Origin of the sequence: Streptomyces sp. NPDC020898, assembly GCF_044333925.1 — a bacterium.
GTDB lineage: Bacteria > Actinomycetota > Actinomycetes > Streptomycetales > Streptomycetaceae > Streptomyces.
In genome coordinates this window covers 94,631-115,223 of the sequence record NZ_JBIRRV010000010.1, presented here as the reverse complement: position 1 = coordinate 115,223, position 20,593 = coordinate 94,631, and the positions used below count along the sequence as shown (strand labels likewise).

Here is a 20,593-nt window from a genome sequence, read left to right as displayed (position 1 = left end):
ACGTGAACAAGGCGCAGCTCGTAGAAGCCATTGCGGACAAGGTCGGTGGCCGTCAGCAGGCCGCCGAGGCGGTCGACGCGGTCCTGGACGCCATCGTCCGCGCGACCGTCAGTGGGGACCGGGTGTCGGTCACCGGCTTCGGTTCCTTCGAGAAGGTCGACCGTCCGGCCCGTTACGCCCGCAACCCGCAGACGGGTGAGCGGGTTCGGGTCAAGAAGACCTCCGTCCCCCGCTTCCGTGCGGGCCAGGGGTTCAAGGACCTGGTGAGCGGCTCGAAGAAGCTCCCGCGCGGTGGCGAGGTCGCGGTCAAGAAGGCGCCCAAGGGCAGCCTGACCGGCGGTGCCACCGCAACGGTCAAGAAGGCCGCCGCGAAGAAGGCCACCACGGCCAGGAAGGCGACGGCGGTCAAGAAGACCGTGGCCAAGAAGGTGACGCCGGCGAAGAAGACCACGGCGACGGCGAAGAAGGCCACGGCCAAGAAGACCACCGCGAAGACCACGGCGGCCAAGAAGACGACGGCGACGGCGAAGAAGACCGCCGCCAAGAAGGCCCCGGCGGCCAAGAAGGCGACCGCGACGAAGGCCCCGGCCCGCAAGTCGGCGGCCCGCACCACCACCGCCAAGAAGGCCACCGCCCGCAAGTAGGCAGGGGCGCAAGGACACCCACGCGCCGGGCCGGACTCCCTGGAGGAGTCCGGCCCGCGGCGTGTCCGGGCCCCGTCCGGAGGGTGCCTCAGAAGGTCTGGAGGGTGATGAGCGTGATCCGGGGGACGCCCCCGGCCCCTTCCGCTCCCTCGGCCGCCTCGACCTCGATACGTACCCGCTGCCCGGGCCGCAGCAGCCTCAGGCCGCCCGCGTCGAACGCCGGAGCGTCGAAGGGGACAGGGGTGCCGTCGTCGAGCAGCACACTGCCGCTGCGCGTCCCGGTGTCGTACGTGTACGCGGTCGCCTGCATGACGGCAGCCTACTGGCCCGCGATCAGCAGCCTCTCGACTGCGGTCGCCGTCCGCGCCCCGACCCCCAGCGCGAGCGCCGCCCGCAGATCGTCGCCGGTGTCCACGTCCTGGCGTACGGAATTCACCGCGGCGAGTCCGAGTTCCACGGCGCCGGAGTCACGGTGCCGGGTCCGGGAATGGGGGCCGAAATGCGGGAGCAATTCCTGACCGGGGCGGGCGGTCAGCAGCGTGGTGCCGATCGTGGCCGCGTCCGCGAGGAAAGCGCGGGGGAATTCGGCGGCGGCATCCAGGACGCGGGCCAGTTCCGGGGGGCGCAGCGCCGGCAGATCGGCGTTCAGGGCTGCTACGGCACTGTCGGGCCGTACGGTGCGCACGGCCGTCGCCCCGTGCGCCAGAGCGGCGTTCAGGCCGCCCAGCGGCTCGTCGGGGACGATGGCGGCGCCCAGCGCGGCCAGCTCACGGGCGGCCACGGAGTCGTCCGTGACGACCACCACATCGCGGACCGCCGTGCAGGCGAGCGCCGCTGACACGGTGTCCTGGGCGAAAGCCAGGGCCAGCCCGGGTCGCAGCCCGTCGTCGGCGGTGTCCGCGAGCCTGCTCTTGGCCCGCGCCAGGGGCTTGAGGGGTATGACCAATGTCCACTGCACGCGTGCTGCGTCCCTCCCGTGCTCTCCCCGGTCGCTCTCCCGGCGCTCTCCCGGTCCCCACCATTGTCACCTGGCTGTCATCAAAGCCCATCCGGCGGTGTCGGTGCCGGGGCGTACGGTGTTCTCGACAGACCCGGAGCCTGGGGCGACACTTGTGCGGCCCCCAGGTCAACCGGCCGAGGTCCTGGCCCAGGCCTTAGAGGAAGGTGTCCCGCGTGCCCCGCCGCAGAATCGGCTTCTGGTACCGCCTCGCGGCGGTCATCTGCAAACCGCCGCTGGTGGTTCTGATCAACCGGGACTGGCGCGGAATGGAGAACATTCCGGCGGCGGGCGGATTTATCACCGCGGTGAACCACAATTCGCATGCGGACCCCTTCGCCTACGCGCACTACCAGTACAACAGTGGCCGTGTGCCGCGTTTTCTGGCGAAGAGCGGGCTTTTCCGGAAGGGATTCGTCGGCACCATGATGCGTGGCACCGGACAGATCCCCGTCTACCGCGAGACCACCGACGCGCTGAGCGCCTTCCGCGCCGCGATCGACGCCGTGGAGCGCGGCGAATGCGTCGTCTTCTATCCCGAGGGCACCATCACCCGCGACCCGGACCAGTGGCCCATGACCGGCAAGACCGGCGCCGCGCGGGTCGCCCTCCAGACCAGGTGCCCGGTGATTCCGGTGGCCCAGTGGGGCGCGAACGAACTGCTGCAGCCGTACGCCAGGAAGCTCAACGTCCTTCCGCGCAAGACCCACCACGTCCTCGCGGGCCCGCCCGTGGACCTGACGCGGTTCTACGACAGGGAGATGACCCCGGACCTCCTGAAGGAGGCGACGGAGGTCATCATGGCCGCCATCACGCGCCAGCTGGAGGACATCCGCGGCGCGAAGGCGCCGACGACGCCCTACGACCCGCGCCAGGAGCGGATCGAGCAGCGCCTCCGTACGGCTGCCGAAGAGGCTCAGGACGCGCGTGACGCGCAGGAGGCGTTGGTCGCGCTGGACAGGACCGCCAAGGCGGCCGGTGACGTACCGCAGACGCAAGAAGCAGCAGACGTACGGGAAGTTCAGGAAGAGGGGCAGGGCAAGTGAGCGAGCCGGTCAAGGTGGCGGTCTTCAGCGCTGGATCATGGGGGACCGCCTTCGGCATGGTGCTCGCCGACGCCGGCTGCGAGGTGACCCTGTGGGCCCGCCGCCCCGAACTCGCCGACGCGATCAACTCCACGCGCACGAACCCGGACTACTTCCCGGGAGTCGAGCTCCCGGCGAACCTCCGTGCCACCACGGACCCCGCGGAAGCCGCCCGTGACGCCGACTTCACGATACTCAGCATCCCCTCGCAGACCCTGCGCGGGAATCTCGCCGAGTGGACGCCCCTGCTCGCCCCGGACACGATCCTCGTCTCCCTCATGAAGGGCGTCGAACTCGGTTCCGCGATGCGGATGAGCGAGGTCATCGACGACGTCGCCAAGGTGGGCCGGGACCGTATCGCGGTCGTCACCGGCCCCAACCTCGCCCGGGAGATCGCAGCCCGGATGCCGGCCGCCGCCGTGGTCGCCTGCACGGACGACGCCGTGGCCCAGCGCCTCCAGACCGTGTGCCACACCCCGTACTTCCGCCCGTACACCAACACCGACGTCGTCGGCTGCGAGCTGGGCGGCGCCGTCAAGAACGTGATCGGTCTCGCCGTCGGTATCGCGGACGGCATGGGTCTCGGCGACAACGCGAAGGGCTCGCTCATCACGCGCGGCCTCGCCGAGACCACCCGCCTCGGCCTCGCGATGGGCGCCGACCCGCTCACCTTCGCCGGCCTCGCGGGCCTGGGCGACCTGGTGGCCACCTGCTCCTCACCGCTGTCCCGCAACCACACCTTCGGCACCAACCTCGGCAGGGGCATGACCCTCCAGGAGACCATCGCGGTCACCAAGCAGACCGCCGAGGGCGTCAAGTCCTGTGAGAGCGTGCTGGATCTGGCCCGCAGGCACGGTGTCGACATGCCCATCACGGAGACGGTCGTCGGCATCGTGCACGAGGGCAAGCCGCCCGTGGTCGCCCTCAAGGAACTGATGTCGCGCAGCGCCAAGCCCGAACGACGCTGAGCGACGCCGGGCAACAGGGGCCTGCGGGCGCTGACTCAGCGCCCTACCACCGGGTACCCTCAACCCGATATGAGCACCGAGAACCTCCCCCAGAGCCCCGAGCAGCCGTCTCGCAAGCCGCGAGTGGCCGTCGTCTTCGGCGGTCGCAGCTCCGAACACGGGATCTCCGTGGTCACCGCCGGCGCCGTACTGCGTGCCATCGACCGGACGAAGTACGACGTCCTGCCGATCGGCATCACCCAGGACGGCCGCTGGGCGCTCACCGCGGACGAACCGGAGCGCATGACGATCGTCGACCGCAAGGCGCCGAACGTCGACGAACTCGCCGAGTCCCGCGAGGGCGGAGTGGTCCTCCCCCTGGACCCGTCGAACCGCGAAGTCGTCTACAGCGAACCGGGATCGGTGCCCAAGGCCCTCGGCGAGGTCGACGTCGTCTTCCCGGTCCTCCACGGCCCGTACGGCGAGGACGGCACCCTCCAGGGCCTGCTGGAGCTCTCCGGTGTCCCGTACGTCGGCGCGGGTGTGCTCGCCTCGGCCGTCGGCCAGGACAAGGAGTACATGAAGCGGGTGTTCACGTCGTTCGGCCTCAAGGTCGGCCCGTACGTGGTGATCCGGCCGCGTGAGTGGGAGCGCGACGAGCCGTCCGCCCGCAAGAAGATCATCGACTTCGCCGGCGAGCACGGCTGGCCGCTGTTCGTGAAGCCCGCGCGCGCGGGATCGTCGTTCGGCATCACCAAGGTCGACGAGCTGGGCGGCCTCGACGAGGCGATCGCCGAGGCCCAGCGGCACGACCCGAAGATCATCGTGGAGGCCGCGCTGCGCGGGCGCGAGATCGAGTGCGGGGTGCTGGAGTTCGAGGACGGCCCGCGTGCCTCCGTACCCGCCGAGATCCCGCCCGTACAGGCGCACGCCTTCTACGACTTCGAGGCCAAGTACATCGACTCGGCCGACGGAATCGTCCCCGCCCCGCTCACCGGGGAACAGACCGCGGAGGTACGCCGCCTGGCGGTCGAGGCCTTCGACGCGGCGTCCTGCGAGGGCCTCGTCCGCGCGGACTTCTTCCTCACCGAGGACGGCGAGTTCGTCATCAACGAGATCAACACGATGCCCGGCTTCACCCCGATCTCCATGTACCCGAGGATGTGGCAGGAAACGGGCGTCGACTACCCCGAGCTGGTGGACCGCCTGGTGCAGGCGGCGCTGCGCCGTTCAACAGGGTTGCGATGAGCTACCTAGGGGCGCGGGGAACTGCGCGACCAGCCACAGCGGCTCAGTACCCAACAACGCAACAGACCCACTACGGCGCTTAGTTGGCAATCCCCACAGGAACCGTCTTCTTAATGGCGGCAGCCAGATCAACAAGCGCCCCCGACGTGTCCCGCCCCTTCGGAACCGTAAGTTCCACATAGGCCAGCCGCGACGCAGTGGTGAAGCGGGAGGACCCGTCGTCCTCCTGCTCCATCAACCACTTGACCCCGTTCACCTCACCGCCGACCGCCTTCGGATCGTTACCCGCGGCGACCTTGGGATCGATCATCTTGGGCGGCCGTACGACACCGCAGCGCAGTATGATCGCCGGGCCGCCCCAGCCCGCGGTCAGCGCGGACCGGGGCTCGGGGTCGTCGCGGCTCAGGCCGTCCACCTTCGCCGGCAGCGCCTCGTCCAGGTTCCGGCACAGCTTCGTGGCCTTCCCGTCCGGCTCGGGAACCGTGACTGCGGCGCTGTCGTCTGCTGAGGAGCAGCCCGTGACGGCGATCAACAGGGCGAGCACGGGCAGAGCGAGCGGCCGGTGACGGAAGAAGAAGTGCACCGGCACAGGGTAGACGGGGGCTACAAGTGCACCACCGGGCAGGTCAGGGTGCGGGTGATGCCGTCCACTTGCTGGACCTTGGCGACCACCATCCGGCCGAGATCGTCCACGGTGTCGGCCTGGGCGCGCACAATCACGTCGTACGGTCCTGTCACGTCCTCGGCCTGGGTCACCCCCGGGATCTTGCTGATCGTCTCGGCGACGGTCGACGCTTTGCCGACCTCCGTCTGGATCAGGATGTACGCCTGTACCACGGAACCTCCAGGGCGGCCACGAGGATCATGTGGGGAAAAGGAACGCCACGGTATCGCGTCGCCGCGCGCCACGGGGAGACCTGCGGCGACCGGGACACCCGCGCCGGGGTGCACGCGCAGCACAGGTTGACGGTCACCTCGACCGCACCGGGGCCGACGGGGCCTCGCGAGCGGGCACGGACAGCAACGGGGACAGCACCAGAAGGGGACGTACGACTATGAAGGGCACCGTGGGAGAACTGGGGGAGTTCGGGCTCATCAGGGAGCTCACCTCCCGGCTCACCACCACCCCGGCGGTCCGGGTCGGCCCCGGCGACGACGCCGCCGTGGTCGCCGCGCCCGACCGCAGGGTCGTGGCGAGCACCGACATCCTCCTGGAGGGGCGGCACTTCCGCCGCGACTGGTCCACCGCGTACGACGTGGGCCGCAAGGCAGCCGCCCAGAACCTCGCGGACATCGCCGCCATGGGCGCAGTACCGACCGCACTGCTGCTCGGCCTGGTCGTCCCCGCCGAACTTCCGGTCACCTGGCCCGTCGAACTGATGGACGGTCTGCGTGACGAGTGCCAGGTCGCGGGCGCGGCCGTGGTGGGCGGTGATGTCGTACGAGGGGACACGATCATGGTCTCCATCACCGCGCTCGGCGATCTGCGCAACCACGAGCCGGTCATCCGGGGCGGTGCGCAGCCCGGTGACGTCGTCGCCGTGACCGGCTGGCTGGGCTGGTCGGCGGCCGGGTACGCGGTGCTCGCGCGCGGCTTCCGCTCACCGCGGGCCTTCGTCGAGGCCCACCGCCGCCCCGAACCGCCCTACCACGCGGGCCCCGCGGCGGCCGGTCTCGGTGCGACGGCGATGTGCGACGTGAGCGACGGACTGATCGCCGACCTCGGGCACATCGCGGAGGCCAGCAAGGTCCGTATCGACATCCGCTCGGGCGCGATCGACATCCCCTCCCAGATGAACGACATCGGGCAGGCCGTCGGCGTCGACCCCATGCAGTGGGTGCTCACCGGGGGCGAGGACCACGCGATCGTGGCGACCTTCCCGCCGGACGTGAAGCTGCCCGCCCGCTGGAAGGTGATCGGCGAGGTCCTCAACCCGTCGGCGCTGCCCCAGGTGACGGTCGACGGGGCGCCGTGGACCAGCAAGGGCGGCTGGGACCACTTCGCGGACATCGAGTCGTGACCGGAGCCATGGGTGCGCCTCCGCGCGTCCTCACCGTCGCGGGCTCCGACTCCGGCGGCGGCGCCGGGATCCAGGCCGACCTGAAGACGATGCTGGCGCTCGGCGTGCACGGCATGAGCGTGCTCACGGCGGTCACCGCGCAGAACTCCCTCGGCGTACAAGGCGCTTGGGAGCTGCCGGTGGAGGCGGTGCGGGCCCAGTACCGCAGCGTCGTCGACGACATCGGCGTACAGGCAGTGAAGACCGGGATGCTCGCCTCGGCCGAACTCGTCGAGGCGGTCGCCGAGTTGATCGCGGACACCGGGGTGCCGACGGTCGTCGACCCGGTGGGCGTCTCCAAGCACGGGGACCCGCTGCTGGCCGCGTCCGCACTGGATTCCGTACGGACGCTGCTGCTGCCGGTGGCAACCGTGGCGACGCCGAACCTCGACGAGGTGGCCCAGCTCACCGGCGTACGGGTCGAGTCGGAGAAGCAGTTGCGGGAGGCCGCGGCGGCTGTGCTGGCGTACGGGCCGAAGTGGGCGCTGATCAAGGGCGGGCATCTGCCGGGCGAGGCCGTGGACCTGCTCACGGACGGGTCCGAGGAGTACTGGCTGCGGGCCCCGCGCCACGACAACCGGCACACGCACGGCACGGGCTGCACGCTCGCGTCGGCGATCGCGGCGGGGCTGGCGAAGGGCGAATCGGTGCCGGCGGCGGTGGCGGCGGCGAAGGAGTACGTCACCGGGGCGATCGCGGCCGGGTTCGCGCTCGGGGGCGGGATCGGACCGGTGGATCACGGCTGGCGGTTCCGCACGTAACCGCTGGGGCGTACGGGTACGGCAAAAAGCCGGTCCACCGAGGTGGACCGGCTCTGAGCAGCGAACCAGCAGTGGCCGCGCGCTAGCTGAGCGTCAGCGCGAGACCTTGCCGGCCTTGATGCACGAGGTGCAAGCGTTCACGCGCTTCGGCGTCCCACCGACCACGGTACGTACGCGCTGGATGTTCGGGTTCCAGCGACGGGGGGTACGGCGGTGCGAGTGCGAGATGGCGTTGCCGAAGCCCGGCCCCTTGCCGCAGACGTCGCAGTTGGCAGCCACGGGTCACTCCAAAGACTTCAGATGCTCTTACGGGTTGATCCCGGCATGCCGGGATCAGGATCGTAGGATCTGAGTGGCGTTGCCAGGAGGAAGGCCCGATGTGGAAGGCCATCTGGGATGGTCGTCTCGATCGGGCAACCGGAGCAGCATACAACGACTGCGCCAGTACAACGAAACTACCATGGCTGATCAGGGCCTCACTCCCGGCCCCGGGCCACCGGCCATTCACCCGGGGTCTACGCTGCGTGCCACGTTCAGCAGCCCAAGGAGGCGCAGGTGCCGCAGGTGCCGCAGACATTCTTCGATGCTCTCGCGGTGCGCACCTGGTGCGGTCTCGCGCTGGCGGCGCTGGGGCGGGCCCGCGAGGAGATCGACGCGATCAATGTCTACCCGGTGGCCGACGGGGACACCGGCACCAACCTGTATCTGACGGTGGAGTCGGCGTGCGCGGCCGTCGAGGCGGCATTCGCCGGGCACGAGGCAGGGCCGGGTGCGCACGGTGCCTCGGGGACGCCGACGCTGGCCGACGCGGCCCGGGCGATGGCCCACGGCGCGCTGATAGGCGCGCGCGGCAACTCCGGCACGATCCTGGCGCAGCTGCTGCGCGGCATGGCCCAGGTGCTCGCCGCCGACGCGGACGATGGGAGCGCGCACACCGACGGCCCGGGCCTGTACCTGGCCCTGCGGCACGCGGCCGACGCCGCCCGGCAGGCGGTGGCCCACCCGGTCGAGGGCACGGTCCTCACGGTCGCCTCGGCCGCCGCCGACGCGGCGGCGGGCACGCGGGGCGACTGCGGGACGGTGGCGAGGGCTGCGTACGAGGGTGCCTCGGCCGCGTTGGCGGCGACCCCCGGCCAACTGGCCGTCCTGGAGCGCGCGGGCGTCGTCGACGCGGGCGGGCGGGGACTGGTGGCGGTGCTCGGGGCGCTGGTGGAGACGTTCACGGGGGAGACCCCGGGGGGCGCTGCGGGGGCGGCACGCGTGCGCGTGCCCGCTCGGTTCGACGCCCCTGAGGCTCCGCCTTCCGACGGCCCGGCCGAGTGCGTGGACGACGCGTCCGGCCCCGCCTTCGAGGTCATCTATCTCCTGGAGGCCGAGGACGCGGCCGTCGCGCGGCTCCGGGAGCGGCTCGACAGGCTCGGGGACTCCCTCGTCGTCGTCGGCGGCGACGGGCTGTGGAACGTGCACGTCCACGTGGACGACGCCGGTGCCGCCGTGGAGGCGGGCGTCGAGGCCGGGCGGCCGTACCGGATCCGCATCACGCACTTCGCGGTCGGCGACGTCCACACGGGCGGCGCCGGACGGCCGCCCCGGGAGCGCGTCCAGCGGGCCGTCGTGGCCGTCGTGCCCGGGGTGGGGCTGGCCGGGCTGTACGGGGAGGCCGGGGCCACCACCGTGCTCGCGCGGCCGGGGGAGCCACCGGCGAGCGGGGAACTCGTCGAGGCCGTACGGCGGGCCCACGCGCGCGAGGTCGTGCTGCTGCCCAACGACGCCGACCTGCGCCACACCGCCGCCGCGGCGGCCGAGCAGGCCCGCACGGAGGGCATCCGCGTGGCCCTGATCCCGACCCGCTCGGCGGTCCAGGGCATCGCCGCGCTCGCCGTGCACGAACCGGAACGCCGCTTCGACGAGGACGTCGTCGCGATGACCTCGGCGGCCGGCGCGACCCGCTACGCCGAACTCGCCGTCGCGGAACGCCAGTCCTGGACGATGGCCGGCATCTGCCAGACCGGTGACGTCCTCGGCCTCATCGACGGCGACGTGGCCGTGATCGGCTCGGACGTCACCGCGACCGCGGAGGCTGTCCTCGACCGGATGCTCCAGGCCGGCGGCGAGATGGTCACCCTCGTCCTCGGCGACGAGGCTCCCGAGTCCATCGCCGCCCACCTCGAAGCGAGGGTGCGCGAGGGCTACCTCGCCGTCGACACCGTGGTCTACCGGGGCGGACGGCAGGGCGCGCTGCTGCTCATCGGGGTGGAGTGAGGGAGGGTGCGGGCGAGAGGGGTTCGCCCTCGCCGCCCTTACCCGTCCCATCCCTGGGGCTGCCGCCCCAGACCCCGCTACGGCCCTGAACGGGCCTTGTCCTCAAACGCCGGACGGGCTGAAAGAAAGGCCCTTAGCCGGCCTCCTGCTCCTCCATGAGCTGGAGCATCTGTTCCGCCTCGGACCGCCGGGCCTCTACCGTCTCCCTCTCCTCCTCGCCGGATTCCTCGTACGCGATCAGCACTCCACGCGCGCGTGCCGCCGCTTCCGACGGGCGGCTCAGGTCCGCCTCCAGCCAGCCCGCGGCCAGTTCGGCGCCGGTGCGGCCGTGGAGGCCATCCTCGCCGAGGGAGGCGAACACGCCGATCGCCTTCGTCATCTGGGCCAGCGCCGCCTCGAACGCGGCTTCGATCGCGCCGTCCTCGGCGTCCTCCGCCGCCGAGCGGGCGAGCAGGTCGCCGAACTGGCGGTGCGTGTGGGCGAGTTCGGCGCCGAGCTGCCGACGGGACTCCAGGTCCTCCGCAGCGGACAGGGCCTGCGCGCACTCGCGGACCGCGTCCGCCATCCGCTCCCGGGCCCCGTCGAGGCCCGCCTCCGTGCGCAGCGCGAGCCACGCGCGGGCGCGCAGGGCACGCACCAGACCGTGCACGTTGCCCAGCGAGCGCCACAGGTCGCCGGCGCGTTCGTAGGCCCGGTCGGCCTCGGCGGGCAGCCCGGCCTGGCCGAGGGACTCGGCGGCGAGGTGGGCGAGGGTCGCGTGGTCCTGCTGCTCGGGCCAGTGCCGGGCGATCTCCGCGGCCTTCAGCCGGCGTTCGGCGGACTCGCGGTGCTCACCCAGCTCGCCCAGACAGTCACCGAGCCACCACAGCGTCTGTACGACCGCTCCGTCGCCGTGCGTCTCGGCGCTCAGGTCGGGCAGCGCCGACTCCAGGACCTCGGCCGCCTCGGCCCACCGGCCCTGCCGCAGCAGGAAACCGCCGAGCAGATGCCGGGCCCAGGCGCCCAGGGTCGGACCCTCGCCCGCCTCGTCGGCCCAGTGCGCGGCCTCCAGGGCGTGGTCCGCGGCCTCGGCGACCTCGTCGCGCGCCCCGAGGATCTCGGCCAGCTGGAGGTTCAGCTGGGCGTGGCCCGCCGCCTCCAGGAACGCCCCGCCGTGCTCCAGGGCCCCCCGCAGCGCCCGCTCGGCCCCGGCGATGTCGCCGAGGTGGTGGGCGAGCCCGGCCAGCCGGGCCTGGTACTCCACCGCGAACCACGGCAGCCCCGCCGCGACGAACGCCTCCGTGGCCCACGTGAACAGTTCCGCGGCCCCCTCCAGGTCCCCGGCGCGCGCCGCCAGCTCCCCGAGCATGGCCTGTGCCTCCGCGCCGCGTGAGGCGAGCCGCACATCGTCCCCGGCGTGCCCGTCCACGAGCGCCAGCAGCTCCCGTACGGCGTTCTCAGCGGCCGCCAGGGCCTGGTCGGCACCGGTCTCCTCGACCGCCCGCATGAGGATGCGGGCGCGTCCCATCAGGACGGCGGCTGCCTGCCGTATGCCGGTGCGCTCGTCGGAGTAGAGCGCGAGGACCTCCTCGTACGGCTCGGAAACGGCCGCCAGGGCGTCGTCGACGTCGCCCTCCAGGGCGCGTGCGTACGCGGCACGGGCGCGGGCGGCCAGGGCCTCTCCGGGGTTGCCGGCCTCGGCGTACAGCTCGGCGGCCCGCTCGAAGAGTGCGATGCCCTCAGGGCCGCCCTCCATGGCCTTGTGGTCGACGATCTCCGCCCGGTCGGCCGCCGGTACCTCGACGCCCTCGGCGGCCCGGGAGACGGCCGCCCACGCTTCCATCGCGTTCGGGCGCAGTGTGTTCGACATCCGGCGCGCCTCGGCGAGCAGCGCGGGCAGGTCGTCCGGCGCGGGGGTCCGGGGCTCGGCGGACGCTGCGGAATCCACCGGCGGCGCCGCCGGTGCCGCGGGCGCCCTGCGGGGCGCTGGTATGCCTGCCGCCCGGACGCCCAGCGGCAGCCGGTCCACCAGCGGACGCCGGTCCATGCGCGCGCGGACGTCGTCGCTGACGTACGAGGTGCCGTTGCGCAGGTCGAAGCGCGCCGACAGGGAAAGGGCCTCCTCGCGCGCGTGGACGGCGAGTTCGCGGGCGGTCCAGTCGCGCCCGGCCGGTCCTGGCACCGCCTGGGAGCCCATGCCCAGACCGGTCAGCCGGTCCATGAGGAGCGTCACGGCGGCCATGAAGTCCAGCTGGCTGCGCGGCTGCCCGGAGTCCGTGAAGTACGCGGGGCGCTCCGCGAGCAGCTCCAGGCCGCGCGCCTCGTTGCCGGTCAGCGCGCAGAACTCGACGTGGTCCGCGTACGCGCCCCGCATGCTCTCCATGGGCCGCACCAGCCGGAAACCCCGCAGGTGATGTGCGCGGGCCTCGTCCAGACGGCCCAGCCGCAGCAGCGGGCTCAGGGAGGACGCCAGGACGGTGTGCGGCTCGTGGGCGCACGTGAACTCGCCCTCCAGGACCGGCCGCCACAGGTCGAGCGCCTCCGCGTCCGCGCCCTGCTCCGCCTGCCACCAGCCCTGGCTGTGCAGTTCGCAGGCGTGGCAGTCGGCCATGCTGTCGCGGTCGGCGGCCAGCCAGGCGGCGTACGCCCGTTCGGCCCGCGCCAGGTCGCCGACATGCGCGGCCACACTGAACTCGGCGCCGCGCACGGCCCGTTCGGAGTGGCCGGCGAGCCGGTAGCGGTGCTCCATCTCGCCGAGCCACTTCTCGATGGAGGCCAGCGGGATGTGCGGCTGGTCCAGCATGCCCGTGGTCATCCACTTGAAGACCCAGTGCAGGGTGTGGACCTCGTACTCGTCGAAGTCCTCGGGCCGCTCGTCCCACATGCGCAGCAGGCGCGCGAAGGGGACGAACATCTTGTCCTTCTCGGAGCTGTAGTTGTAGGCCTTCAGCTGGTGCCCGAGCGCCTCGATCACGGCGAGCGGGATATTCAGCTTCTCGGCCTCGGCCAGCAGCTGCTCCGCGCGCGCGTTGCGGGCCGGTCCCTCGGGCTGCTCCCCGTTCAGGGCCATCGCCTCGCGGAGGGCGTCGAAGTCCTTGATCTCACTCATCGCCGGCCGTCCTCCGTGGGCTCCGTGGGATCGCTGTGGGTGGCCCACTCCAGGAGGCCGATGAACGCACGGTTCAGCAGCGCGGAGTCCGCGGGCCGCAGCGGGCGCTGCGCCATCAGCAGGGCCTGTCCGTACAGGGACTCCGTGGCGGTGCCGATCAGTTCCGGGTCGTCCAGTGAACTGATCCTCCGGATCAGCGGGTTGAGATGGTTGAGCACCAGCCGCGCGCGCGGGGCGCTGCCCCGCAGCGAGCCGAGGATGCCCGCCCACAGGTCGTCGGCCTGCTCCTCGGCGTCCGCGCGGGCCTGCTCGTGCCGGGCGGCACGGTCGTCCAGGTGCAGCGCGGGCACGGACAGCGGGTGGAAGGCGCGCAGCACGACATCGCACCCCAGGGGGTCGAGTTTCGCCCGCGCGGCCCCCAGGAACGCCGACAGGGCCAGCTCCTCTGCCGGGTCGACCGCGTCCAGATGGGCGGTCACGGTGTCGGCGTCCAGCTCGGCGACCACGGTCCCCGGGCGCACCGAGGGCAGCGCCTCGATCAGCTCGCTGTCGTACGTGTAGCCGCCGTTGACGACGCCGACGCCCTGCGCGGACGCGATCGGCGCGACCTGCCGGTACTCCTCGACGGTGCGCGTGAAGTGCACCACCGGGTGCCGTTGCGCGAACTCCTCCAGGGACAGCTGCCCGTCGGTCGTCTCGAAGGGGAGCCACGGCAGCATCGTGCGCAGCATCTCCTTGTCGTGCCTGGCCAGGGACTTGACGCCCAGGTGGTGCACCGACAGGAACGCGGCCAGCCGCTCCGGATCACCGGCGGCGAGCCCGGTCAGCCAGGAGCGAATCCTTTCGCCCAGGGCCTCCCGTACGGCGGCCAGCGTCTCGTCCTCGTACAGCGACTCGCGCGAAGCTGTCGGCCGCAGGCTGTCGGTGTCCAGCACGCACCGCACGAAGAACGCCCAGTCGGGCAGCAGCTGTTCGGCCCGCTCGGTGAGCAGCATGCCCTTCAGATGGACGCGATGACTCGCGCGCTGCGCCGGACTCACGGAGGACGGCAGGACGTACGCGACCCCCCGAATGCCCGCGAGCGGCACGTCCAGGTCGATCGAGTCCAGCGGAGTGAACCCGAACAGGTCGTGACAGTGCCGCTGAAGGGCCACCCTTCGGGTGGCGGGCGACGGATACGGGCGGTTCCAGGGCGCCGGCAGATCGGTGACCGCCTCGTCGCCCACCCGCACGTCGTACGGCAGGAGCGAGCCGAAGTCCCGCGCCAGCGCCAGCACACGTTCCTCGGTGAGCCACTCGCCGGCCCCGGGCCGCGCCACCAGGTGCACGGTGGTGCCCGGTTCGGGCCGCGCCTCGTCGGGCAGCGTACGCACGGTGTACGAACCGTCGTCCGCGGCCGTCCACTCCACGGGCGGGGCGTCCGGCGTACGGGCACTGCGGCTGACGACCCTGATCCGCTCGGCCACGACGAAACAGGCCAGCAGCCCGATCCCGAACTGGCCGAGGAACTCCGAACGCGCCTCCTGGATCCCGCCGGGATCCGCCCGCTTGGAACTGCGGCCGATGGTCGCAAGAAGGTTGTGCACGTCCGCCTCGGTGAGGCCGACCCCGGAGTCCTCGACACGCAGGGTGCCGCCTTCGGCGTACAGCCGCACCCGCGCCGGGGCGTCGGGCTGTTCGGCGCGCCGGGCGGTGATCGCGTCCACGGCGTTCTGCAGCAGCTCGCGCAGATACACCTTGGGGCTGGAGTACAGGTGATGGGAGAGCAGGTCCACGAGGCCGCGCAGGTCGACCTGGAACGTATGCGGTGACTGGGATGCCTGGGATGACTGTGAGGTCTGGGAGTCCATCGTCGCAGCGCCGGAGGGGGGACCAGGTTCTGGCGACGGCGCGGGGTCGGGCGGTCCCGGTGAGGCGGTGACCGCGGGGGATGGCCGGGCGCGCCATCCTAGGCCCCGAACGAGCCGTCTGACCAGCGGATTCCCCATACGTATACGGGAATGTCAGTGGCGTGGTGTGCAATGGATCTCGTGCCCGCACTGGAAGAACCACTGAAGCAACCACTGAAATCAGTGCTCGGCCCCGCCACCGCGAAGGTGATGGCCGAGCACCTCGGCCTGCACACCGTCGGCGATCTCCTGCACCACTATCCGCGCAGGTACGAGGAGCGGGGCCAGCTCACCCACCTGGCCGACCTCCCCATGGACGAGCACGTGACGGTGGTCGCCCAGGTGGCCGACGCACGCCTGCACACCTTTGCCTCCTCGAAGGCCCGAGGAGGCAAGGGCCAGCGCCTGGAAGTCACCATCACGGACGGCAGCGGCCGGCTCCAACTGGTCTTCTTCGGCCACGGAGTCCACAAACCCCACAAGGAACTCCTCCCCGGCACCCGCGCACTGTTCGCCGGCAAGGCGTCGATCTTCAACCGCCGCCTCCAACTGGCCCATCCGGCGTACGAGTTGCTGCGCGGCGACACCGACGAGGCGGCGGAGACGGTCGGTACCTGGGCGGGCGCTCTGATCCCGCTCTACCCGGCCACCGCGAAGCTGGAGTCCTGGAAGATCGCCAAGTCGGTGCAGACGGTCCTGGACCGCGCCCAGGAGGCCGTCGACCCGCTGCCCCCCTCCCTCCGGGAGGGCAGGGGCCTGGCCACCCTCCCCGAGGCACTCCTGAAGATCCACCGCCCGCAGACCAAGGCGGACATCGAGGACGCCCGCACCCGCCTCAAGTGGGACGAGGCGTTCGTCCTCCAGGTCGCCCTGGCCCGCCGCCGCCACGCCGACGCCCAACTCCCGGCGGTCCCCCGCAGACCGACCCCGGACGGCCTCCTCACGTCCTTCGACGCGAAACTCCCCTTCACCCTCACGGAGGGCCAGCAGACGGTCTCCAAGGAGATCTTCGACGACCTCGCGACGGAACACCCGATGCACCGGCTGCTCCAGGGGGAGGTGGGTTCGGGCAAGACGATGGTGGCCCTCCGCGCCATGCTCGCCGTCGTCGACGCGGGCGGCCAGGCCGCGATGCTCGCGCCCACCGAAGTGCTCGCCCAGCAGCACCACAGGTCGATCACCGAGATGATGGGTGAACTGGCGGAGGGCGGGATGCTCGGCGGTGCCGAGAAGGCCACGAAGGTGGTCCTGCTGACCGGCTCCATGGGCACCGCCGCCCGCCGCCAGGCGCTGCTCGACCTCGTCACGGGTGAGGCGGGGCTCGTGATCGGCACGCACGCGCTGATCGAGGACAAGGTCCAGTTCCACGACCTCGGCCTGGTCGTCGTCGACGAGCAGCACCGCTTCGGCGTCGAACAGCGCGACGCCCTGCGCGGCAAGGGCAAACAGCCCCCGCACCTCCTCGTCATGACGGCCACACCCATCCCGCGCACGGTCGCCATGACCGTCTTCGGCGACCTGGAGACCTCGGTCCTGGACCAGCTCCCGGCCGGCCGTTCCCCGATCGCCAGCCATGTCGTCCCGGCCGCCGACAAGCCCCATTTCCTGGCGCGCGCGTGGGAGCGCGTGCGCGAGGAGGTGGAGAACGGCCATCAGACGTACGTCGTCTGCCCGCGCATCGGCGACGACGCCGACGAACCCGCCGACCCGAAGAAGGCCGGCAAGAAGAAGCCGTCCCCCGAGGACGAGGCCGAGAAGCGCCCGCCCCTCGCCGTCCTGGAGGTAGCCGACCAGCTCACCAGAGGCCCCCTCAGCGGCCTCAAGGTCGAGGTCCTGCACGGCCGTATGCATCCCGACGACAAGGACGCGGTCATGCGCCGCTTCACCGCCGGCGAGACCCACGTCCTGGTCGCGACGACGGTCATCGAGGTCGGGGTGAACGTCCCCAACGCCACCGCCATGGTGATCATGGACGCCGACCGCTTCGGCGTCTCCCAGCTCCACCAGCTCCGGGGCCGCGTCGGCCGTGGCTCGGCGGCGGGCCTGTGCCTCCTGGTCAGCGAGATGCCGGAAGCCAGCCCCGCCCGCCAGCGTCTCAACGCGGTCGCGGCCACCCTCGACGGCTTCGAGCTCTCCCGCATCGACCTCGAACAACGCCGCGAGGGCGACGTCCTCGGCCAGGCCCAGTCCGGCGCCCGCACCTCCCTGCGCATGCTCACCGTCATCGACGACGAGGAGATCATCGCGGAGGCGAGAGAGGAGGCGGCGGCCGTCGTCGCCGCGGACCCGGACCTGAAGGATCTCCCGGGCCTGCGCACAGCACTGGACGCGCTACTGGACGAGGAGAGGGAGCAGTACTTGGACAAGGGGTGAGGCACTTTGTCGCCGGGCCTTGGGGGCTTGCCCTGGAGGCCGCCCCGCAGGGGCGCCCCAGGGGCGCGGGGAACTGCGCGACCAGCCCCCACCGGGCCCGGCTGTCGCCCACAACACAAAGCACCCCTCACCCCCGCCTGCGAAACTGGACCCGCAATCACCCCACGGCCACGGACAAGGACCCCAGATGACCCGCGTGATCGGCGGCACAGCCGGCGGACGACGCCTAGCCGTCCCGCCGGGAACAGGTACACGCCCCACCTCCGACCGCGCCCGAGAGGGCCTCTTCTCCACCTGGCAGGCCCTCCTCGGCGGCCCCCTGGACGGCGAGCGCGTCCTCGACCTGTACGCCGGATCGGGCGCCGTCGGCCTGGAGTCGCTCAGCCGCGGCGCCGGCCACACCCTGCTCGTGGAGGCCGACGCCCGCGCCGCCCGCATCGTCCGCGAGAACGTGAAGGCGCTCGGGCTGCCCGGCGCCGAGGTCAGGGCCGGCAAGGCGGAACAGGTCGTTCGGACGGCGTCCGCGCAGCCGTACGACATCGTTTTTCTCGACCCGCCGTACGACGTGGCGGACGACGATCTTCGGGAGATCCTGCTCACACTCCGTACCGGGGGCTGGCTCGCGGCCGAAGCCCTCGTCACCGTGGAGCGCAGCACCAGAGGCGGCGAATTCCGGTGGCCGGACGGCTTTGAAGCGCTCCGGTCCCGTCGCTACGGCGAGGGAACGTTTTGGTACGGTCGCGCCGCCTCTACGTGCGATGACGCACGATGACCGGACCGGAGAGCGAGGGATCACTAGTGCGCCGCGCCGTCTGTCCCGGGTCGTTCGACCCGATCACCAATGGACACCTCGACATCATTGGCCGCGCTTCGAAGCTGTACGACGTGGTGCATGTCGCGGTGATGATCAACAAGTCCAAGAAGGGCCTGTTCGAGATCGACGAGCGGATCGAGCTGATCCGCCAGGTCACCGCCGAGTTCGGAAACGTCGAGGTGGAGGCCTTCCACGGCCTCCTCGTCGACTTCTGCAAACAGCGCGACATCCCGGCCATCGTCAAGGGCCTGCGCGCCGTCAGCGACTTCGACTACGAACTCCAGATGGCCCAGATGAACATAGGGCTGTCCGGCGTCGAGACACTCTTCGTGCCGACCAACCCCACCTACAGCTTCCTGTCCTCCTCGCTCGTCAAGGAGGTGGCCGCCTGGGGCGGGGACGTCTCCCACCTCGTGCCGCCGCTCGTCCTGGAAGCCCTCGACGGACGCCTCAAGAAGGACTGACGGGCGACTGACAAACCGTCACTCGGTGTCGGGCGGGGCGACAGGAGTCGTACAGTCGACCCGTCCGTCTTCATCACAGCTGTAGAGAGTGGCGAGCACACGGTGGACGTGCAGAAGAAGCTCGACGAGATCGTCTCCTCGGTCTCCAGTGCCCGGTCGATGCCCATGTCGGCCTCGTGCGTGGTCAACCGCGCCGACCTGCTCGCGATGCTGGAAGAGGTGCGCGCGGCCCTGCCCGGCTCCCTCGCGCAGGCGCAGGAGCTGATCGGCGACCGGGAGCAGCTCGTCGAGCAGGCCCGCCAGGAGGCCGACCGGATCATCCGGACCGCACACGACGAGCGCGGCTCCCTGATCTCCGACACGGAGGTCGCCCGCCGCTCCCAGAGCGAGGCCGACCGCATCCTCGCCGAGGCCCGCAAGGAGGCCGAGGACGTCCGCGCCGAGGCCGACGACTACGTCGACTCCAAGCTCGCCAACTTCGAGGTCGTCCTCACCAAGACCCTCGGCTCGGTCGGCCGCGGCCGGGAGAAGCTCCTCGGCACCGGCACCGGCCTCGACGACCAGGGGTACGAGGACGAGGACGCCCCCGAGCGCAGCCACGACCCCGAGACCCTGCGCCTCAACGCCGACAAGTACGTCGACGTGAAGCTGGGCGCCTTCGAGGCCGTCCTCGCCAAGACCCTCGACGCGGTCGGCCGCGGCCGGCAGACCCTGCACGGCCGCATCGCGTCCGACGACCTCGGCGCCCTCGACCAGAACGACGACGGCACCCCCCGCCAGCACACCAGCGACGCCGACTACCTGGCCGACCTCGCCGACTCCCCGGACTCCCTCACGCAGCAGCCCCAGGCGGCCCAGATCCCGGCCCAGCAGCAGTACGGCCAGCAGGACCAGTACGGCTACCAGCAGCCCGCCGACCCGTACGGCGGCTACCAGCAGGCCTACGCCCAGCAGCCGGACCAGTACGGCTACCAGTCCGCCGACCCGTACGCCTACCAGGCATACGACGGCCAGCAGGCCGCCTACGACCCCGCCCAGGTCCAGCAGGGCTATGCCCAGCCTGCCCAGCCGGAGCAGCAACAACAGCAGCCTTCCCACGCCCTCGACGAGACCAGTCTCTTCGACACCGGCATGATCAGCGCCGAGCAGCTGCGCGCCTACGAAGAGGGGCGCGGCGGGCAGTGAACGCCCTTACGGAGACCGGATTGGGCCGTGAGCGGAAGGTCCAGTATCCTGGCTCTTCGGTCGCGTGTATGTCCGCGATCACCGCTGCCCGGAAGACGAGCAGCTGAGCATCGAAGATCGAAAGCAGGAATGGCTCTGAACGCCCGCCTCGACCACCGCAACCCTCTTGTGTTCGACACACACGAGCTGGGGCGGCGTCCTGGCGCGCTGCAGCGCCTGAACCGTGAGATCGACGCTCCCAAGGATCTCGGGATCCAGGGAGTCATCGGAGTGCCGGAAGGCGCGCCGGTGAAGCTCGAACTCCGCCTGGAGTCGGTCATGGAAGGTGTGCTTGTCACAGGCACCGCCCGTGCACGGGCCAAGGGGGAGTGCGTAAGGTGTCTGGAGCCGCTCGAGCAGGAGCTCGCAGCGGACTTCCAGGAGATGTTCTCGTACCCTGACGCCGACGACCGGGGCCGTGTGAAAGCGGAGCCGGCCGACGACGCCGAGGACGACGAGGACATGCTCTTCATCGAGGACGGCTTGTTCGACCTCGAATCCGTGCTGCGTGATGCGGTGGTGCTCGCACTGCCGATGCAGCCGGTGTGCCAGGACGACTGTCCCGGTCTGTGCTCCGAGTGTGGAGCGCGGCTGGCGGACGACCCGGCCCACCACCATGAGGCCGTCGACATCCGTTGGGCGGCACTGCAGGGACTCGCCGGTTCACTTGAAGACGGCGAGAAGGACGAGATCAGCGGCGCCGAAGCCGGTGTCGACGAGAAGCAGGAGAAGTAGCC

Annotated in this window: 19 protein-coding genes; 12 read left to right on the top strand and 7 right to left on the bottom strand. The window is 71.4% G+C overall.

From position 1 onward, the window contains the following. Positions 1 to 2 precede the first annotated feature (2 nt). Positions 3 to 644, top strand: a complete 642-nt coding sequence (locus tag ACH4TV_RS29115) for an HU family DNA-binding protein (protein ID WP_398403190.1) — start codon at positions 3 to 5, stop codon at positions 642 to 644. A gap of 88 nt (positions 645 to 732) precedes the next feature. Here the strand turns inward: ACH4TV_RS29115 and ACH4TV_RS29110 are convergent, their stop codons facing one another. Then, positions 733 to 954: a hypothetical protein gene (locus ACH4TV_RS29110; RefSeq protein ID WP_398403188.1), complete on the bottom strand. Its 222-nt coding sequence runs from the start codon at positions 952 to 954 to the stop codon at positions 733 to 735. Positions 955 to 963: 9 nt separating this feature from the next. Further along, on the bottom strand, positions 964 to 1,602 hold the full coding sequence (gene cofC / locus ACH4TV_RS29105; protein ID WP_398403186.1) for a 2-phospho-L-lactate guanylyltransferase: 639 nt from the start codon (positions 1,600 to 1,602) through the stop codon (positions 964 to 966). 215 nt (positions 1,603 to 1,817) lie between these two features. Between cofC and ACH4TV_RS29100 the strand changes: the two genes are divergently transcribed. The 3 genes from ACH4TV_RS29100 to ACH4TV_RS29090 all read left to right on the top strand — a co-directional run bounded on the left by ACH4TV_RS29100 (position 1,818) and on the right by ACH4TV_RS29090 (position 4,921). Further along, positions 1,818 to 2,687 (top strand): lysophospholipid acyltransferase family protein, encoded by an 870-nt coding sequence (locus tag ACH4TV_RS29100; protein ID WP_398403184.1) that lies wholly within the window; start codon positions 1,818 to 1,820, stop codon positions 2,685 to 2,687. Next, positions 2,684 to 3,694 (top strand): NAD(P)H-dependent glycerol-3-phosphate dehydrogenase, encoded by a 1,011-nt coding sequence (locus ACH4TV_RS29095; RefSeq protein ID WP_398403182.1) that lies wholly within the window; start codon positions 2,684 to 2,686, stop codon positions 3,692 to 3,694. Before ACH4TV_RS29100 ends, ACH4TV_RS29095 begins: the two co-directional genes overlap by 4 nt. Positions 3,695 to 3,763: 69 nt before the next feature. Further along, a complete protein-coding gene (locus tag ACH4TV_RS29090; RefSeq protein ID WP_398403181.1) occupies positions 3,764 to 4,921 on the top strand; it encodes a D-alanine--D-alanine ligase family protein in 1,158 nt (385 codons plus the stop codon). 79 nt (positions 4,922 to 5,000) lie between these two features. On the opposite strand, the gene ACH4TV_RS29085 is transcribed toward ACH4TV_RS29090, so the two are convergent. Next, a complete protein-coding gene (locus ACH4TV_RS29085; protein WP_398403179.1) occupies positions 5,001 to 5,510 on the bottom strand; it encodes a DUF3515 domain-containing protein in 510 nt (169 codons plus the stop codon). Positions 5,511 to 5,524: 14 nt separating this feature from the next. Then, a complete protein-coding gene (locus ACH4TV_RS29080; RefSeq protein WP_006376792.1) occupies positions 5,525 to 5,758 on the bottom strand; it encodes an Lrp/AsnC family transcriptional regulator in 234 nt (77 codons plus the stop codon). A gap of 218 nt (positions 5,759 to 5,976) precedes the next feature. Here ACH4TV_RS29080 and ACH4TV_RS29075 point away from each other — a divergent pair, with 218 nt between their 5' ends. Both ACH4TV_RS29075 and thiD read left to right on the top strand, forming a co-directional pair. After that, positions 5,977 to 6,942 carry a thiamine-phosphate kinase gene (locus ACH4TV_RS29075; RefSeq protein WP_398403177.1) on the top strand — a complete coding sequence of 322 codons (966 nt, stop codon included), beginning with the start codon at positions 5,977 to 5,979 and terminating at the stop codon, positions 6,940 to 6,942. Positions 6,943 to 6,950: 8 nt separating this feature from the next. Further along, positions 6,951 to 7,742 (top strand): bifunctional hydroxymethylpyrimidine kinase/phosphomethylpyrimidine kinase, encoded by a 792-nt coding sequence (thiD, locus tag ACH4TV_RS29070; protein WP_398403558.1) that lies wholly within the window; start codon positions 6,951 to 6,953, stop codon positions 7,740 to 7,742. Between the two features lie 93 nt (positions 7,743 to 7,835). On the opposite strand, the gene rpmB is transcribed toward thiD, so the two are convergent. Further along, positions 7,836 to 8,021 (bottom strand): 50S ribosomal protein L28, encoded by a 186-nt coding sequence (rpmB, locus tag ACH4TV_RS29065; protein WP_105970634.1) that lies wholly within the window; start codon positions 8,019 to 8,021, stop codon positions 7,836 to 7,838. A 276-nt stretch (positions 8,022 to 8,297) separates the two neighbouring features. On the opposite strand from rpmB, the gene ACH4TV_RS29060 reads away from it, so the two are divergent. Then, positions 8,298 to 10,004: a DAK2 domain-containing protein gene (locus ACH4TV_RS29060; RefSeq protein ID WP_398403175.1), complete on the top strand. Its 1,707-nt coding sequence runs from the start codon at positions 8,298 to 8,300 to the stop codon at positions 10,002 to 10,004. 133 nt (positions 10,005 to 10,137) lie between these two features. Here ACH4TV_RS29060 and ACH4TV_RS29055 read toward each other — a convergent pair whose 3' ends face one another. Together ACH4TV_RS29055 and ACH4TV_RS29050 are read right to left on the bottom strand one after the other, a co-directional pair. Beyond that, on the bottom strand, positions 10,138 to 13,092 hold the full coding sequence (locus ACH4TV_RS29055; protein ID WP_398403174.1) for a tetratricopeptide repeat protein: 2,955 nt from the start codon (positions 13,090 to 13,092) through the stop codon (positions 10,138 to 10,140). Continuing rightward, the gene (locus ACH4TV_RS29050) at positions 13,089 to 14,942 is read right to left on the bottom strand and encodes an HSP90 family protein (RefSeq protein WP_398403172.1); all 1,854 of its coding nucleotides are present in this window, start codon (positions 14,940 to 14,942) and stop codon (positions 13,089 to 13,091) included. The genes ACH4TV_RS29055 and ACH4TV_RS29050 overlap by 4 nt, the downstream gene beginning before the upstream one ends. Before the next feature lie 171 nt (positions 14,943 to 15,113). Between ACH4TV_RS29050 and recG the strand changes: the two genes are divergently transcribed. The 5 genes from recG to ACH4TV_RS29025 all read left to right on the top strand — a co-directional run bounded on the left by recG (position 15,114) and on the right by ACH4TV_RS29025 (position 20,591). Continuing rightward, a complete protein-coding gene (gene recG, locus ACH4TV_RS29045) occupies positions 15,114 to 17,354 on the top strand; it encodes an ATP-dependent DNA helicase RecG (RefSeq protein WP_398403170.1) in 2,241 nt (746 codons plus the stop codon). 187 nt (positions 17,355 to 17,541) lie between these two features. After that, complete coding sequence (rsmD, locus tag ACH4TV_RS29040; protein WP_398403168.1) at positions 17,542 to 18,126, top strand: 16S rRNA (guanine(966)-N(2))-methyltransferase RsmD; 585 nt, start codon at positions 17,542 to 17,544, stop codon at positions 18,124 to 18,126. 26 nt (positions 18,127 to 18,152) lie between these two features. Next, positions 18,153 to 18,632 (top strand): pantetheine-phosphate adenylyltransferase, encoded by a 480-nt coding sequence (gene coaD / locus ACH4TV_RS29035; protein WP_398403556.1) that lies wholly within the window; start codon positions 18,153 to 18,155, stop codon positions 18,630 to 18,632. Positions 18,633 to 18,734: 102 nt separating this feature from the next. Then, a complete protein-coding gene (locus tag ACH4TV_RS29030; protein WP_398403166.1) occupies positions 18,735 to 19,817 on the top strand; it encodes a cell division initiation protein in 1,083 nt (360 codons plus the stop codon). A 129-nt stretch (positions 19,818 to 19,946) separates the two neighbouring features. After that, positions 19,947 to 20,591: a YceD family protein gene (locus ACH4TV_RS29025; RefSeq protein ID WP_398403164.1), complete on the top strand. Its 645-nt coding sequence runs from the start codon at positions 19,947 to 19,949 to the stop codon at positions 20,589 to 20,591. The last annotated feature ends 2 nt before the right edge of the window (positions 20,592 to 20,593 follow it).

What these genes read in the sequence shown, in the direction of transcription:
- ACH4TV_RS29050 (WP_398403172.1), bottom strand. Translation starts at nt 14,942, where the DNA reads ATGGACTCCCAGACCTCACAGTCATCCCAGGCATCCCAGTCACCGCAT.
- rsmD (WP_398403168.1), top strand. Translation starts at nt 17,542, where the DNA reads ATGACCCGCGTGATCGGCGGCACAGCCGGCGGACGACGCCTAGCCGTC.
- ACH4TV_RS29055 (WP_398403174.1), bottom strand. Translation starts at nt 13,092, where the DNA reads ATGAGTGAGATCAAGGACTTCGACGCCCTCCGCGAGGCGATGGCCCTG.
- ACH4TV_RS29075 (WP_398403177.1), top strand. Translation starts at nt 5,977, where the DNA reads ATGAAGGGCACCGTGGGAGAACTGGGGGAGTTCGGGCTCATCAGGGAG.
- ACH4TV_RS29025 (WP_398403164.1), top strand. Translation starts at nt 19,947, where the DNA reads ATGGCTCTGAACGCCCGCCTCGACCACCGCAACCCTCTTGTGTTCGAC.
- ACH4TV_RS29110 (WP_398403188.1), bottom strand. Translation starts at nt 954, where the DNA reads ATGCAGGCGACCGCGTACACGTACGACACCGGGACGCGCAGCGGCAGT.
- ACH4TV_RS29090 (WP_398403181.1), top strand. Translation starts at nt 3,764, where the DNA reads ATGAGCACCGAGAACCTCCCCCAGAGCCCCGAGCAGCCGTCTCGCAAG.
- thiD (WP_398403558.1), top strand. Translation starts at nt 6,951, where the DNA reads ATGGGTGCGCCTCCGCGCGTCCTCACCGTCGCGGGCTCCGACTCCGGC.
- recG (WP_398403170.1), top strand. Translation starts at nt 15,114, where the DNA reads ATGGATCTCGTGCCCGCACTGGAAGAACCACTGAAGCAACCACTGAAA.